At 73.1% G+C, this 15,411-nt stretch carries 11 protein-coding genes and 1 riboswitch; of the genes, 1 reads left to right on the forward strand and 10 read right to left on the reverse strand.

The genetic code is table 11. The annotated features are described in order from the left end of the window. The 8 genes from V7004_RS11725 to V7004_RS11760 all read right to left on the reverse strand — a co-directional run. Positions 1-1,865 (reverse strand): RCC1 domain-containing protein (locus V7004_RS11725; RefSeq protein WP_334144160.1); only part of this gene is annotated, 1,865 nt, incomplete at its 3' end. A gap of 213 nt (positions 1,866-2,078) precedes the next feature. Further along, positions 2,079-2,657 (reverse strand): cob(I)yrinic acid a,c-diamide adenosyltransferase, encoded by a 579-nt coding sequence (gene cobO, locus V7004_RS11730; protein WP_334144161.1) that lies wholly within the window; start codon positions 2,655-2,657, stop codon positions 2,079-2,081. 7 nt (positions 2,658-2,664) lie between these two features. Continuing rightward, positions 2,665-4,581 carry a VWA domain-containing protein gene (locus V7004_RS11735; protein WP_334144173.1) on the reverse strand — a complete coding sequence of 639 codons (1,917 nt, stop codon included), beginning with the start codon at positions 4,579-4,581 and terminating at the stop codon, positions 2,665-2,667. 5 nt (positions 4,582-4,586) lie between these two features. Beyond that, positions 4,587-8,132: a cobaltochelatase subunit CobN gene (locus V7004_RS11740; RefSeq protein ID WP_334144162.1), complete on the reverse strand. Its 3,546-nt coding sequence runs from the start codon at positions 8,130-8,132 to the stop codon at positions 4,587-4,589. Next, positions 8,129-9,655, reverse strand: coding sequence for a cobyric acid synthase (locus tag V7004_RS11745; RefSeq protein ID WP_334144163.1), 1,527 nt, complete (start codon positions 9,653-9,655; stop codon positions 8,129-8,131). The genes V7004_RS11740 and V7004_RS11745 overlap by 4 nt, the downstream gene beginning before the upstream one ends. Continuing rightward, a complete protein-coding gene (locus V7004_RS11750) occupies positions 9,655-10,512 on the reverse strand; it encodes an energy-coupling factor ABC transporter ATP-binding protein (RefSeq protein WP_334144165.1) in 858 nt (285 codons plus the stop codon). Before V7004_RS11750 ends, V7004_RS11745 begins: the two co-directional genes overlap by 1 nt. A gap of 11 nt (positions 10,513-10,523) precedes the next feature. Next, the gene (cbiQ, locus tag V7004_RS11755; protein ID WP_334144167.1) at positions 10,524-11,276 is read right to left on the reverse strand and encodes a cobalt ECF transporter T component CbiQ; all 753 of its coding nucleotides are present in this window, start codon (positions 11,274-11,276) and stop codon (positions 10,524-10,526) included. After that, complete coding sequence (locus V7004_RS11760) at positions 11,273-12,262, reverse strand: energy-coupling factor ABC transporter permease (protein ID WP_334144168.1); 990 nt, start codon at positions 12,260-12,262, stop codon at positions 11,273-11,275. The genes cbiQ and V7004_RS11760 overlap by 4 nt, the downstream gene beginning before the upstream one ends. A gap of 38 nt (positions 12,263-12,300) precedes the next feature. Continuing rightward, positions 12,301-12,427: riboswitch (cobalamin riboswitch) on the reverse strand. A gap of 90 nt (positions 12,428-12,517) precedes the next feature. Here V7004_RS11760 and V7004_RS11765 point away from each other — a divergent pair. Continuing rightward, complete coding sequence (locus V7004_RS11765; protein ID WP_334144170.1) at positions 12,518-13,261, forward strand: cobalt-precorrin-6A reductase; 744 nt, start codon at positions 12,518-12,520, stop codon at positions 13,259-13,261. Between the two features lie 9 nt (positions 13,262-13,270). On the opposite strand, the gene V7004_RS11770 is transcribed toward V7004_RS11765, so the two are convergent. Both V7004_RS11770 and V7004_RS11775 read right to left on the reverse strand, forming a co-directional pair. Next, on the reverse strand, positions 13,271-14,788 hold the full coding sequence (locus tag V7004_RS11770) for a nicotinate-nucleotide--dimethylbenzimidazole phosphoribosyltransferase (RefSeq protein ID WP_334144171.1): 1,518 nt from the start codon (positions 14,786-14,788) through the stop codon (positions 13,271-13,273). After that, a partial coding sequence (locus V7004_RS11775) for an adenosylcobinamide-GDP ribazoletransferase (RefSeq protein WP_334144172.1) occupies positions 14,785-15,411 on the reverse strand: 627 nt, incomplete at its 5' end. The genes V7004_RS11770 and V7004_RS11775, both read right to left, overlap by 4 nt.

Below are 15,411 nucleotides of genomic sequence, written 5' to 3' on the forward strand. Positions count from 1 at the left end.
GTGTTGTCACCCCAGGCCCACAAGGTGCCGTCGGTGCGGACCGCGACCGTGTGGTGTCGGCCGGCATCGACGGTGGCCCAGTCGGTGCCGGTGCCGATCTGCACGGGCTCGGGGTAGCCCGTGTAGTCGCCCGTACCGAGCTGCCCGTAGGTGTTGTCACCCCAGGCCCACAAGGTGCCGTCGGTGCGGACCGCGACCGTGTGGTATCGGCCGGCATCGACGGTGGCCCAGTCGGTGCCCGTGTCGACCTGGACCGGGGCGGTGTACCAGGTGTAGTCGCCGGTGCCGAGCTGCCCGGAGCTGTTGTAGCCCCAGGCCCACAAGGTGCCATCCGTCTTGACCGCGACCGTGTGGTACCACCCTGCACTCACGGTGGCCCAGTCGGTGCCGGCACCGATCTGCACGGGAGCGAGGTGGTCCGTGGTGTCGCCCGTGCCGAGCTGCCCGAAGGCGTTGTAGCCCCAGGCCCACAAGGTGCCGTCGGTCTTGATGGCGACCGTGTGGGACCACGCTGCGCTCACGGTGGCCCAGTTGGTTCCGGTGCCGATCTGCACGGGAGCGGCGTGGCTCGAGTAGTCGCCGGTGCCGATCTGCCCGTAGCTGTTCCAGCCCCAGGCCCACAAGGTGCCGTCGGTCTTGATGGCGACCGTGTGGGACTCGCCGGCGCTGACGGTGGCCCAGTCGGTGCCGGTACCGATCTGCACCGGAGCGGTGTGGTCAATGTAGTCACCGGTGCCGAGCTGGCCGTAGTAGTTGGTGCCCCAGGCCCACAAGGTGCCGTCGGTGCGGATAGCGACCGTGTGGTGTCGGCCAGCGCTGACGGTAGCCCAGTCGGTGCCGGTACCGATCTGCACCGGAGCGGAGTGGTCAATGTAGTCACCGGTGCCGAGCTGACCGTCGCTGTTGTCACCCCAGGACCACAAGGTGCCGCCGGTGAGTGGGGCGTCGTCATCGCGGATGGTCACCGTCGCGGTACCCGCGCCGATGGTCAGCCCCGGACTCGGGGACGACAACGTGACGGTGACCGTCTCGTCACCCTCGGCGACCGTGTCAGGCAACACCCCCACCGACACCACCCTGGTGGTCTGCCCCGCCTTGAACGAAACGGTCTTGCTGTACGCCTTCTTGAAATCAACGCCCGCCGTGGCCGTGCCCGCCGCGACCGTAGCCACCACACTCAGCGGACCCGGAGCAGGCGCCGACAGGGTGACGGCGACAGCCGCGTTGTTCGTGGCGGTGGGCGGTCCCAACCGTAGTGTGGTTGACCGTGACGACACAGTGGTGACGGCGACAGCCGCGTTGTTCGTGGCGGTGGGCGTACGGGCAGTGTCACCCTCCACGATGGTCGCGTCCGCGACCGACACCACCGGAGAACCGCCCGCCGGATCATCATCCACGATGGTCCCCACCCCCACCGCGTCACCCAGAGTGATCTCACCAGAAGCACCAGTGAGGGTCACGACGAACGTCTCGTCACCCTCCACCACCGTGTCACCAGTGATCTTCACCCCGATCGCACCCACGGTCTTGGTCTTGCCACTGGTGTTCGGCTTGAACGTCAGCGTCCCGGTACGCAACACCAGATCACCGCTGCCGGTGGTCCCATGCGTCACCGAGTAGGTCACCGTGGAGATCGTCGTCGCCGGGTTCGCGAGGGTCACCGGCACCTTCACCACCCGAGTACCGCTGTCACCCTCGACCACCGACACATCCCCCACCGACGCCACCACCGGCCCCGACGCCTGCGCCGGAGACCCCGGCGCAGCCGCGAGCAGAGCAGCCGCCAACACCATGGTGAGAGCCAGCGCGACCAGCCGGGCAGCCCGCCGCGCCAGGGGGTAAGGGTCGTCGCGAACCACGGTCACCTTCCGCCTCCTCAAACCGGGCCCACCACCCGCGGGGACCCTCGCAGCACAATCAGTGACAACTGATACCAACGCGGCAGCCCCGCGATCAACCAGGTGACCAAGCCGACGATCTGGAGACCGGACCTCGAGGGTTCGCCACCGGGGAGCGTGATCGCACCCGTGGCACGTGCCTCGCCGAGCCCGCATCCAAGTTGAGGTCCAGTCTCTGGGTCAGAAGTCGATCCCGCGCTTGGCTCGGATGCCGGCCCGGTAGGCATGTTTGACGTCGGCGATATCCGACACCGTGTCGGCCACCTCGACCAGCCCCGGTGGCGCGTTGCGCCCGGTGGCCACGACGCTCACCTGACCCGGCCGGTCCCGGATGGTGGCGAGCACCTCCGTGCTGTCGATCCAGCCCCAGTTCAGGGGGTAGGTCACCTCGTCGAGCACCACCAGGCGGTGCTCACCCCCGACGATGAGCTCCCGGGCCCGCTCCCACGCCGCCGCGGCCACGTCCCGGTCGAGGTCGAGGTCCTCGGACTCCCAGGTGAACCCCTCCCCGTGGGCCCACCAGTCCACGCCGAGTTGGCGGCAGACCTTCTCCTCGCCGGTACGCCAGCGACCGGACTTCAGGAACTGCACCACCGCCACCCGCCACTCACGGGCCACCGATCGCAGCACGGTGCCCATCGCCGCGGAGGTCTTCCCCTTCCCCGGACCGGTGAAGACCACCACCAGCGACGCCGCCCGACGCAGGCCGTCGGGTCGCGGGTCGTCGGTCGGGATGTCATCAGGATCACGCTCAGGCATCATCACCTCACTGTTCGCCACCGTTCGCCGATGAACCTGGCCTGGAGGTGACCGTCCGCCGCCCGACCGGACGCGTCCGGCCCTCCCTGCCATCACCGCCAGCGAATCGTTCGAGCTCCTCGAGGGGCACGAGCACCGCCCCCGCCCGCTCGGCCAGCTCGCGGGCCCGACCCAGCCGGGTCCGACCCTGCTCACTGTCCACCACCACCACAGCCACCCCCGCCCGGACCAGCTCCCTCGCCGCCTCGGCCGCATCCGACGAGGCGGCAGCCGGGCTGGTGCCCGCTGCGGTCGCCCGACCGTCGGTGATCAGCGCCACGGTCACCGGGCCGCTCGGAGCGGCTCGGGTGATCACCATCGCAGCCTCCCGCAAGCCCTCGGCGATGGGCGATGCGCCTCCGGGATGCAGCTCCGCCAGCCGGGCCCGGGCGACCTCGACCGAGGAGGTCGGCCGGAGGACCGTGGTCGCGCCATCCCCACCGAAGGTCACCAGCGCCACTCGGCAGCGGCGCCGGTAGGCATCGGCCAGCAGCGCCACCGCCGCCGACCGGGCCAGCTCGAGCCGTCCGGCCGCGCCCATCGAACCCGAGGCGTCGACCACGAACACCACCAACGCGCCCTGCGGCTGCTGCCGCAGCATCGAGCGCAGGTCGCCCGGCTCGGCGGGGGCGTCCGGTGACGCGCTGGCCGCCCGGCGCGCCACCAGCGCCACCGCGGATCCGAGTGGGTCGACGCCGAGCTCGGCGTCGAAGTCGCCAGGCCGCACAGCCCGCCCCCGGGGCCCGCCGGCGGTGACCGCCCGCCCGTGAGCCGAGCTCACGGAATCGACCCGATCACCCGGGCCGATCGGCAATCGCAGCGGTGGAGCCTCACCCATGGGCGCCCGATCCTCGGGGTCCCCCACCCGCCCCAGGCCGTGGGGAGCGGGGTGGTCCGACCCTGCGGGGTGCGACGGCGTCGACGGGTTCGCTCCGGCATCACCGGGCCCGACACCCACCTCACCAGCACCCTCGGCCGGCGGTGAGCCCTCCCCATGGGGTGCGCCGCGGTCGAAGGCGGCATCGAGCTCCGCCTGATCGATGCCGGGCTGCTCGAACGGGCGCCGTCGCCGCCGATGCGCCAGGACCATCGGCGCCACCCGGCGGAGATCGTCCACCCCCACCGCCGACCGGCCCTCCCACGCGGCCAGCGCGCTCGCCGCTCGGACGAGCATCAGATCGCCCCGCAGACCCTCGGCACCCACGGCGAGCACCACCGTGCTCGCCACCCGCAGCACCTCGTCATCGAGGTGCACCGGCCGACGGCGGGCCGCATCGATCCTGGTGCGAAGTGCCGCGAGCTCGCCGTCCGGCGCCGGTCCCTCGCCCCGCTCCGTCGCCAGCTGCCGGCGGACCGCCTCCACCCGGTCGTCGACCGCCTCAGGAGCTCGGACCTCCACCGACAACCCGAACCGGTCGAGCAACTGGGGTCGCAGCTCACCCTCCTCCGGGTTCATCGACGCCACCAGCACGAAGCGGGCCGGGTGAACGTGGGACACGCCATCGCGCTCGACCCGGTTCAGGCCGGAGACCGCCACGTCCAGGAGCGCGTCGACCAGGTGATCGGCGAGCAGGTTGATCTCGTCGACGTAGAGGACCCCGCCGTCCGCCGCGGCCAGCAGCCCCGGGCGGAACGACGGGGTGCCGTCCCGCAACAGCGACTGCAGGTCGAGGGTGCCGAGCGTGCGGTCCTCACCGGCGCCGAGGGGCAGCTCGACGAAGGGAGCGTCGCCGGGCAGCAACGCCGCCAGGCCCCGCGCCAGGGTGGTCTTCGCCGAGCCCTTGTCGCCGCGCAGCAGCACCCCACCGAGTTTCGGCTCGACCGCTGCGAGGACCAGCGCCAGCTTGGCCTGCTCCTGGCCGACCACCGCGGTGAACGGCAACATCGTCCTCACCGCAGCTCCTCCCATCCCTCCGCCTCCACCACCGCGTCCGCGAGCGCCGCGCTCGCGTCCTCCGAGGCCTGCCACAGCCCCCGCCGGGCCGCGTCCAGGAGCCGCTCGGCCAGCTCGCGCAGCGCGGCGGGGTTCGAGCGCCGGAACAGCTTCCGGACCTCGGGGTCCATCACGTACGCCGCGGTGATCCGCTCGTACATCCAGTCGTCGACCACCCCGGTGGTGGCGTCGTAGCCGACGAGGCAGTCGACGGTCGCCGCCAGCTCGGCGGCACCTCGATAGCCGTGGGCGGCCATGGCCGTGATCCAACGAGGGTTGAGTGCCCGGCTGCGCAGGACCCGGGCCGCCTCCTCGGCCAGGGAGCGCACCACGGGTCGGGCGGGATCGGACGAGTCCCCGATCACCGCCGCCGGCGTGGATCCCGTGAGCGAGCGGACCAGCGCCACCATGCCGCCGTGGTCGGCCAGGTAGTCCTCCGAGTCGAAGATGTCGTGCTCCCGGTCGTCCTGGTTCTTCACCGCCACGTCGATCAGCGCGAAGCGCCGGCGCATCGCGGCCTCGTCGGCCACGCCGTAGCCGTGTCGGCCGTAGCTCCAGCCCGACCATGCGGCGTAGATCGACGCCAGGTCGTCCTCGGTCGCCCACTGCCCGGACTGCAAGGCTTCGATGATCCCGGCGCCGTAGGCTCCCGGTGCCGGCCCGAACACCCGCGGGTCGGCGGGCGAGCACCGCAGGGCGTTCTGCTCGGGCGGTTCATCCTCCAGCGACGCCACCAGCCGCGCCGCGTCGTCCACGAGCCGCACGAGGTTCGGGAAGGCGTCGCGGAAGAAGCCGCTGATCCGCAGGGTCACGTCGACCCGAGGTCGGCCGAGCTCGGCCAGCGGGATCGGCTCCAGCCCGACGACGCGACGGGTCTCGGCGTCCCAGACGGGCCGCACCCCGAGCAAGGCCAGCGCCTCGGCGACGTCGTCGCCCTGGGTCCGCATCGCCGCGGTCCCCCACACCACCAGGCCGACGCTGCGGGGGTGGGAGCCGTGCTGCTCGAGGTGGCGGGCCAGGAGGGCGTCAGCCAGGCGCACCCCCGTCTCCCACGCGAGCGGCGTCGGGAGCGCCTGCGGGTCGAGGGTGTAGAAGTTCCGGCCTGTGGGCAGCACGTGCGCCCCGCCCCGGGTGAGAGTTCCGGCCGGCCCCGCCGGCACGTACCGCCCGTCCAGGCCCCGCAGGAGGTTGGTGATCTCGTCGCTCGTACGCCGCAGCATCGGCACCAGCCACGCACACACCCACTGCAGGGTCGGTCCGTCGCCGGCGGTCGCTCGCCAGCCCCGCTGCGCAACGGCCTGCACCCGGCGCCGGCACTCCGCCTCCAGAGCATCGGCGTGGCGCGGATCGTCGATGGACAAGCCCAGCTCCGACGCGACCGTGGCCCTCAGGGAGGGCACGGTCCCCTGCGGGAGCCGAGTGACGGCGAGGACGGCATCGACCAGCGCGTCACCGCCGGGTGGCTCGCCCAGCACGTGCAGCCCCCCACGGATCTGGGCGTCCTTCAGCGTGCACAGGTACCCGTCGAGTTCGGCGAGCATCTCGTCGAACGCATCTTCCTCGGGTCGTTCCCCGATCCCGAGGTCCCGGTCGAGGCGGGCCTCGGTGAGCGTCGCCCAGATCCGCTCGCGCAACGCCGGCAGCTTGGCGGGATCCAGGACCTGGAGCTGGCTGTACTCGTCGAGCAACTGCTCCACGCGGGCGAGCTCGCCATAGGTCTCGGCCCGGGTCAGCGGGGGCGAGAGGTGATCGATGATCACCGCGTGGGCCCGACGCTTGGCCTGGCTGCCCTCGCCCGGGTCGTTGACCAGGAACGGGTAGAACAGCGGCAGCTCACCGATGGCGACGTCCGGGAAGCACGCGGCGCTCAGCGCCAACGCCTTGCCGGGGAGCCACTCGAGGGTGCCGTGCTTGCCGACGTGCACCACCGCGTCCGCACCCCACACCGCGTCCAGCCACCGGTAGAAGCCCAGGTAGTGGTGGGTCGGCGGCAGGTTCGGCGCGTGGTAGATCGCGACCGGGTCGTCGCCGTACCCGCGTGGCGGCTGCACGGCGACGAGCACGTTGCCGAGCTCCAGACCACTGAAGACCAGCGCCCCGCCGCGCACCCGGTGGGTGCCCGGCGCCGGTCCCCACCGTTGCTCGACCTCTCGCCGGGCCTGCTCCGGAAGGGTCTCGAACCATGACCGGTACGCCCGGGTGTCGAGCCGACCCACCGCCCGGCCCGGATCGGCCGCGCCCGCGGTGTCGGTGTCGTCGACGAAGCCGGCCTCGATCTCGGCCATCAGGGCGTCCCCGTTCTCCGGCAGCTCGCCGACCCGGTAGCCGGCGGTGGCGAGCGCCTCGAGGATCCGCAGCACCGAGCGGGGGCAGTCCAGCCCGACGGCGTTGGCGAGACGGCCGTGGCGGGTGGGGTAGGCGGAGAGCACCAGCGCGATCCGCCGCCGGTCAGGTGGGGTGCGCCGAAGGCGCGCGAGTCGGGCCGCGATCCCGGCGAAGCGCTCGACCCGGTCGGGGATGCAGCGGTAGGCCCGAACCTCGGTGCCGAGCTCGTCGCCCTCGTCGACCACCTCGTTGAACGCGAACACCGGGCCGATCACCCGCCCGTCCATCTCCGGGATCGCCACCCCCGCCGCGGCGTCGTACGGACCCAGGCCGTTCGGGTCGACCGCCCACTCCCGCGAGGACTGACCGGCGGAGGCCGCGTGGAGCACCGGGACGTCCAGCGAGGCGATCGCCTCGATGTCCCAGGGGTCGCCCTCGAGCCCACCGGGTGCACCGACCGTGCCCGCGCCCGAGTTGGCCCCACCGGCGGCGAGCACCGTGGTGACCAGCAGCTCGACCTGCTCGCCGCGCAGCAGCTCCACCACCGGTGCGCCGGCGTCGCCGCGCAACGAGTAGCACCACACGACGACCACGCCGAGGCCCCGGGCTTCGAGCGCGTCAGCGAGCTCGTCCACGAACCCGGTGTTCCCCGCCACGAGGTGCGCCCGGTAGAACACCACCCCCACCCGGGGCCGGCCGTCGTCGAACCCGGTACTTCGCCGCCAGATGCCGTGGGCCGGGATCTCCTCGGGGGGTTCCACGGGCAGGTCCGCACCGAGGACCGCGCTCGCCACGAAGCACATGAACCGGCCGAGGTTCGCCGGTCCCCCCTGCACCAGGTACCGGAACGCCTCCCGGTGCACCGCGGCCGGCACCGTGGAGCGGGCGGCGAGCGGCCCGTCGGGCACCGCCTCGCCCCCGAAGGCCAGCAGCGGCACGTCCCGAGACCGGCACCATGCGTCGAGGTCGTCGAAGCCGTCCTCCCACAGGCGACGGCCGCCGAGCAGCCGCACCACCACACATCGGACTCCCTCGAGGTCGCGGCCCGGGTCGAACCGCCAGGTCTGGCGGGCCCGCACCCGAGGACAGGCCGGCGGCAGGCCCTCGATGGCGATCCGCAGCGCGAGCACCTCGGTGTCGACGTTGGTGAGGTAGAGGATCGCCCCGGGCTCGCTCATCGAACCGCGTCTCCGGCTCTCGGGGTGCCGCATGCGAGCAGGTGCTCGACCGCAGCGAGATCGAGGTGACGCTCGAGGGCGCCCACCAGCGCGTCGAGCTGCGCGTCGCGAGCAGCTGCGAGGCTGGCCCCGTCGCTGACCCAGCGCTTGCCGCGGCGGGCGGCCACCCGTTCGAGGAACGCCCGCCGGAACCGGTCCGTGTCGAGCAGGCCGTGCAGCGTGGTGCCGTGCACGTCACCGACGCGCACACCGTCGAGGTGGTCCCCTCCATCCTCGTCGACCACCACCACGAAAGGGTCGCCGCCGTCGGGGCTGACCCGTCCGTGGTGGATCTGGTAGCCCTCGACCCCGGCGGCGTCCGCCGGGAAGCCCTCCACCCGACCGCGACAGCGGCGGGTGACCTTGCCGGGGAGGAAGCGGGTGTGCACCGGCAGGAGACCCAGACCCCGCACCTCACCGGCTCGGGATTCGACCCCGCCGGCGTCCGTGATGCGGCGGCCGAGCATCTGGTAGCCGGCACAGATCCCGAGCACCGTGGCGTCCGTGCGGCGGATCGCGTCCGCCAGTCCGCGCCGGTGCAACCAGACGAGGTCGTCCACGGTGGCCTTCGACCCCGGCAGGATCACCAGGTCGGGGTCGCCCATCCCGGCTGCGTCGTGCACCCAGCGCAGCCGGACACCGGCCTCGAGTCGGAGGGCGTCGAGGTCCGTGGCGTTCGCCAGGCGGGGAAGGCGCACCACGGCCACGTCGAGCTCGTCCGCCAGCGCGGGCCGTGGCTCCGTCAGCGGGCGCTCCAACGCCATCGAGTCCTCACTATCGACCCACGCCGTCTCGAGCCACGGCAGCACGCCGATGGTGGGGATCCCCGTGCGGGCCTCGAGCTGCGCGCACCCGTCGGCCAGCAGCGCGGGGTCGCCCCGGAGCTTGTTGATCACGAATCCCCGCACGAGGGCCCGCCACGGTGCCGGGAGCCACTCCACGGTGCCGAGCAGCGAAGCGAACACCCCCCCGGGGTTGATGTCACCCACGAGGATGGCCGGCACCCCGACCGCCTCCGCCAGGCGGAGGTTCACGATGTCACGGTCGAACAGGTTGATCTCCGCCGGGCTGCCCGCTCCCTCGCACAGCACGACATCGAACCGCTCGGCGAGGCTGCGGTGGGCCTCCAGCACCACCTCGAACAGCTCGGGCTTGCGCCGGTGGTACTCGGCGGCCGACAGCACTGCCCACGGGCGACCCATCACCACCACCTGGCAGGCCCGCTCGCCGGTGGGCTTCAGCAGCACCGGGTTCATCGCCACCACGGCGTCGGCACCGGCGGCGTAAGCCTGGTGGGCCTGCGCCCGGCCGATCTCGCCGCCGTCGGCGGTCACCGCCGAACTGAGCGACATGTTCTGTGCCTTGAACGGCGCGACCGCAACGCCCCGGCGAGTGAGCCACCGGCACAGGCCCGCCACCAGCGTGCTCTTCCCGGCGTTCGAGCTGGTGCCGCAGACCATCAGGCCTCCCGCGCTCGTGGCCATCAGCCGCTCCCCACGGGCTGATCGCGGAACCGGGCGCGAGTCAGGAACAACGCCAGCGCGTCGATGTCGGGTGGGCAGGCGGTGGGTCGCAGGGTTTCCGGAAGGCTCTGCCAGATGCGCACCACCGCCGGTGGGCGCAGGCGGGCGGCGCCGAGCAGCGCCCGGTCACCGAGGATCTCCGGCCCACCACACCGGCCCACCGTCCCGTCGACCATGACCGCCACGGTGTCGGCCCAGCGGTGTGCGAGGTCGACGTCGTGGGTCGACACCACGACGGTCGTGCCGTGCCGATGGAGGCGGTCGAGCACCTCGAGCACCTCCTCGACGGCGGTGGGGTCGAGTCCCGCGGTGGGCTCGTCCAGCAGCAGCACCGGCGGCTCGGTCACGGCCACCGCCGCGATGGCCACCCGGTGCCGCTCACCGCCGGAGAGCAGGTGGATCGGCCGGTCACGCAGGTGGGTGAGTGACAGCTCGGCGAGGATCCGCTCGACCGCTGCAAGGGCATCGCGCTCGGCGGCCCCGAGGTTGAGGGGGCCGAACGCCACCTCCTGGAGCACGGTTCCGGCCAGCAGCATGTCATCGGGGTGCTGCACCACGAGGCCCACGTATCGCCGCCAGCGGCGCAGCGACCGCCGGTCGTAGGCCTGGGGCACCCCGTCGAGATGAACGATCCCCCGCTCGGGTCGCAGGATGCCGTCGAGGTGCAAGAGCAGGGTGGTCTTGCCCGACCCGTTGGCACCGAGCAGCGCCAGCCGGCACCCCGCCGGGATCCGCAGGTCGCAACCTCGCAACGCGTACGACGGTGCGTTCCGGTAGCGGAACCACAGGCCGCAGGCCTCCATCGCCGGGGAGCTCACCCCCGGCACGCTCACAGCCACCCACCCCCGACGGCGACGGCGACCGCCACGAGCACACCCAACGCGACCGAGCTCCCGACGACGAACGTCGGTGACGGCCTGCACCCGTCGTCGAGCAGATGCACCGTGCCGTCGAAGTTCCGCGCGGCCAGCCCCGTGGCGAGCCGTTCGGCCTGGCCGATCGATCCCACGAACGCCGCCGCCGCCAGCGCGCCGATGGAGCGCACGGAGCGGCGAACCCCCAGGTAGCCACCCCGGCTCTCCTGTGCGAGCCGCTGCCAGCGCGCTCGCTCCAGCCCGACCGCCACCATCCGGTACATGAGCATCGCCAGCTCGCACACCGACGCCGGCACCCGCCACCGGCGAGCCCGGGCCAGCAACGCCGGGAGCGGGACCGTGCAGGCGAGCAGCACCGCCGCTGCGCCCGCCGCGATCGCCCGACCCGCGAGCGTCAAGCCGGCTCGGGGGTCGCCGAGCCCCACCGTCGGGGGCCAGCCCGGCTGGATCGACACCGTCGACACCACCACCCCCGTGGCTACGAACCCCGCCGGTGCCCGCAGGATGCGCAGCACCTCGCCGGGCGGAAGGGCGGCGAGCCGGCAGGAGACCGCCACGGCGCCGAGCACCAGCGGTGCGGTCGGCCACACCGGCAGAGTGACCGCCGCGATCAGCAGGCCCCCACTCCACCACAGCCGCTCACCGAGGTGGCGGGTGGACCAGCGGTTGGTGTGGGCCAGCGTGTCGATGGTCGAGATGGCGCTCACGAGGTCTCGGACCGCGCCAGCCCGTCGGCGCCGTCTCCGAGCCGCCTGCGGCGAGCCCCCACCACGTAGCCGAGCACCCCGGCACCGGCGGCCGCTTGCAGGGCGAAGAGGAATCCCTCGATCTCCCCGGACGGCGGTGACCACCAGCCCTCGAACCACGGCTCGTAGCCGGGATCGATCGCCGTGACCTCGTCGGCGGCCTGCGCGTCGGCGCCCGCCCACTCAGCCCCCCGGCGGGCCACCAGCGGCGCCACCACCAGCACCACCACCGCGGCCAGCACCGCGAGCGAGCCCCGCAAGGAGGGCGATCGACCGTCCCGCCGAGTCGCCCACTCGGGCAGGGCGACCGTGCTCCGGGCGGCGAGCCACCCGAGCGCCAGCGAGGTGAGCAAGCCCTCGATCACCGACAGCGGAATCTGGGTGACGGCGAAGATCCCGAGGAACTTGGTGACCGAGCCGGCGACACCCGAGGCGGGATCCGGGTGGGCCAGCGCGAGCTGCCCGGCGGTGACGACGTAGGTGGTGAGGTTGCTGACCCCGGCGGCCACCCCACCCGCGGTCGACCAGCGCAGGCCGGTCGCAAGCCCCGCCCGCAGCACCCACCACGCCACGAGGGGACCGACCACGGCCATCGAGAAGATGTTGGCGCCGAGGGTGGTGATCCCACCGTGGGCGAGCAGCAGCGCCTGGAACACCAGCACGATCGACCCCAGCGCCATCATCGGCCACGGACCCACCAGCGCGATGCCCAGGCCCACACCGGTCGGGTGGGAGCAACTCCCGGTGACCGAGGGGATCTTCATCGCCGACAGGACGAAGCAGAACGCCCCGGACGCCGCGACCGGGAGCTTCTGATCCGGTCGCTGGGCGATGGTGCGTCCCAGGGACCGGAAACCGATGACGACGAACGGGGCAGCGGCGAGGGTCCACACCACCACCCACAGCGGGGGCAGGAACCCCTCCGCGATGTGCATCGCGAAGATCATGGTGACGTCTCCTAGCGTCTCGTTCGGTTCACGGACGCAGGTGTCCTGGCTCCCGGATCACCGCTCCCTCTCGGCCTTCCAACCCCGAACGGTCGTGGCGTGTGGTGAGAGGTCGCTCCCCGGTCACAGTTGCTGGACAGCCCCGGATTCACACCGGTGTTCCCTGCGACCGGCGCGGACTCTAGGCGCGGGGGTCGAGCACCGCCACCCTTCCACCGATTGCCGCCACCTCGGGGTCTCCTACGATCGAGGCCGATGACCCGGGTGCTCGTGCTGGCGGGGACCACCGAGGCCACCCGGCTCGCGGGGTTGCTCACCGACGACGGGCTCGAGGTGATCAGCTCCTTCGCCGGCATGACCACCGATCCGCGCAGCCGGCCGGGCCTGGTGCGAAGCGGCGGGTTCGGGGGGGTCGACGGCCTCCGCCGCTACCTCGACGAGGAGGCCATCGACCTGCTCATCGACGCCACCCACCCCTTCGCCGCCTGCATGCCCCACCACGCGGCGGCCGCCGCCAGTGGGGCCGGGGTGCCACTGGTCCGCCTCCTCCGCCCACCGTGGACCCCAGGTCCCGGGGACCGGTGGGTCTGCGTCCCCGGCCTGCCGGAAGCCGCCGCGGCGATCGACGAGCTCGACGCCCGGGTGGCCTTCCTGACGGTCGGCAGGCGGGAGCTCCACCATTTCGACCGCGCCCGCCACACCCGGTTCGTGGTCCGCTCGATCCATCCTCCGGAACGGCCCCCACCCCGAACGACACTGGTGCTGGACCGGGGGCCCTACGAGTTGGCCGCGGAACGCGACCTGCTCGTGCGCCACAGGGTCGACGTCATCGTGGCCAAGAACGCAGGGGGGACCGCCACCCGGGCCAAACTGGACGCGGCCCGGGAGCTCGGGCTTCCGGTGGTCATGGTCGAGCGGCCGTCCCAGCCGGCGGTGCGGCGGGTGGCAACAGCCGAGGACGCCCGACGATGGGTGCAGGTCACCCTGGGCCGAGGGTGAGGCCCCGGGTCACAGCTCGTCGAGCGTCGCGGTCCCGGCCAGCGCCTCCCGGGTCGCTCGCAGCAGCGGCACCGCCAGCATCGCTCCCCCGCCCTCGCCGGTGCGGATCCCCAGCTCGAACAGGGGACGCAACCCGAGCAGCTCCAACCCCACGGCCGCAGCCGGCTCGGGTGAGCGATGGGATGCCACCATCGCGTCGCGCACCCCGGGCACCAGACGCTCGGCCAGGGCGGCGGCGGCGAGCGTGACCACCCCGTCGAGCACCACCGGCACCCCGATCGACGCCGCACCCGCCACGAAGCCGGCCATGGCCGCCACCTCCAGGCCACCGAGCCGGCTCAGCACCTCGAGTGGCCCCGTGTCGTCGGGCACGGCCGCGACCGCGGCCGCCACCACCTCGCGCTTCCGGGCCAGCGCATCATCGGGGATGCCCGCCCCCCGACCGGTGAGCGCCATCGGGTCCTCGCCACTCAGCCAGGCCAGCAGCGCCGCCGCCCCGGTCGTGTTGCCGATCCCCACCTCACCCACACACAGGGTGCGGGCCCCACCCGCCACCAACCGCTCCGCAGTGCGGGCTCCCACCGCCAGGGCGGCCTCCACCTCGTGGTGCTCCATCGTCAGACCCGAACGGATGTCGCCGGCCCCCGGGCGCACCCGCTCATTGCGGACCCCCGGCGGGGTCGCCCCCGTGGCGATGCCCACGTCGATGACCTCCAGCGTGACCCCCGCCGCACGGGCCAGCGTCGACCCGAGCCCTCGCCCGCTGGCCAGCAGCCCGGCCACCTGCCGGCTGATGGTCCAGGGCCACGGCGTCACCACGTCGGACTCGGCCACCCCGTGGTCGGCGACGAACACCGCGCACACCGCCGGGTCCACCGCAGGCAGTGGCTCGCGCCGGATGCCCGCCAGCCGGCAGAGCGTCTCCTCCAGCGCGCCGAGCGAGCCCGGAGGCTTCGCCAGCCGGTCGAAGCGATCCTGGCAGGCGGCTGCACAGCCCGGATCGGGTTCTCGGCGGGGGGGCGGGCACCAGCCGGCCTGGGGTGTGAACCCCTGGCGGGTGAGGCGCTCGAGGGTCCAGACGAGGTCGGGGCCGACGAACCCGAACGTGACACCCGCCGCAGCCGCGGCTCGCTCGTCGTCGACCGAGTCGCCGATGTACAACGCCCGCTCGGGAGCGACCCCGATCCGCTCCAGCGCCACCCGCACGGGCGCCGGGTCGGGCTTGTGCACCCCGAGCGGCGCGGTGGCCACCACCGTGTCGAACAGGTCCGCGATGCCCACCGAACGCAGATGGCCCCGCACCTGCTCAGCGTCCATCACCGCGGTGTTGGTGACGACGCCGAGCTGGACCGAGCCCTCGAGCGCTCGCAGCGCCTCGACCACACCGGGCCGCAACTGCGGGACGAGTTCGGACAGCGGGGTCGCCGGCGCCGCCGGCTCGACCAGCGTGCCACCTACGTCGAACAGCACCGCATCGAAGCACTCGGCGAGCGTCTCCACCCACCGACCGTCGCCTCCGACGCTCATGACCCGACCCACCACGGGACCTCCCATCCAGCGTTGACCAACACCACCACCGCCACCAGCGCGGCGGTCTCTCCGATCTGCTCGGCCGCACCGAGCACATCACCGTTCACCCCACCGAGACGGCGCTGACCCCACACGCGGGTGCCGAACGCCGCCAGCGCCGCGGCGGCGGACACCCCCAACCCTACCGGGCCGGCCAGGGTCACACTGGACACCACCGACCACAGCGCCGCGGCCACGAGGTCCGAGCTCCGGCGGGCTCGAAGCACGGCCGCCCCCAACCCTGCGTCGAGGGGCCGGGCACCCAGCGTCGCCCAGACCACCCCGGTGCGGGCAGAGCAGTGGGCCATCACCAGGGCCGCCGCGCCGGCGGCGGCCGGCAACCCGGCCAGCACGGCCCACTGGGCGAGCAACTGCAACACCACCGCCACCACCCCGTAGGTGCCGTGCCGCGGGTCGTCGAGCAGGACCCGGCGATGCTCGGCGTCACCACCGCCGACGAGGGCATCGCAACTGTCAGCCAGCCCGTCCAGGTGGAAGGCGCCGGTCATGAGCACCGTCGCCGTCAGCGCCGCCACCGCGGCCACCCATGGGCTGGTCAACGCCCCCGCCCCCAGCCAGAC

Source organism: Rhabdothermincola sp., from assembly GCF_036846205.1.
Lineage (GTDB): Bacteria > Actinomycetota > Acidimicrobiia > Acidimicrobiales > Acidimicrobilacustridaceae > Rhabdothermincola.

Bases quoted from the DNA above. Each gene is read 5' to 3' on its own strand.
- V7004_RS11740 (WP_334144162.1), bottom strand. From the start codon at position 8,132: ATGAGCGAGCCCGGGGCGATCCTCTACCTCACCAACGTCGACACCGAG.
- V7004_RS11735 (WP_334144173.1), bottom strand. From the start codon at position 4,581: ATGTTGCCGTTCACCGCGGTGGTCGGCCAGGAGCAGGCCAAGCTGGCG.
- V7004_RS11770 (WP_334144171.1), bottom strand. From the start codon at position 14,788: ATGAGCGTCGGAGGCGACGGTCGGTGGGTGGAGACGCTCGCCGAGTGC.
- V7004_RS11745 (WP_334144163.1), bottom strand. From the start codon at position 9,655: ATGGCCACGAGCGCGGGAGGCCTGATGGTCTGCGGCACCAGCTCGAAC.
- cobO (WP_334144161.1), bottom strand. From the start codon at position 2,657: ATGCCTGAGCGTGATCCTGATGACATCCCGACCGACGACCCGCGACCC.
- V7004_RS11760 (WP_334144168.1), bottom strand. From the start codon at position 12,262: ATGATCTTCGCGATGCACATCGCGGAGGGGTTCCTGCCCCCGCTGTGG.
- V7004_RS11765 (WP_334144170.1), top strand. From the start codon at position 12,518: ATGACCCGGGTGCTCGTGCTGGCGGGGACCACCGAGGCCACCCGGCTC.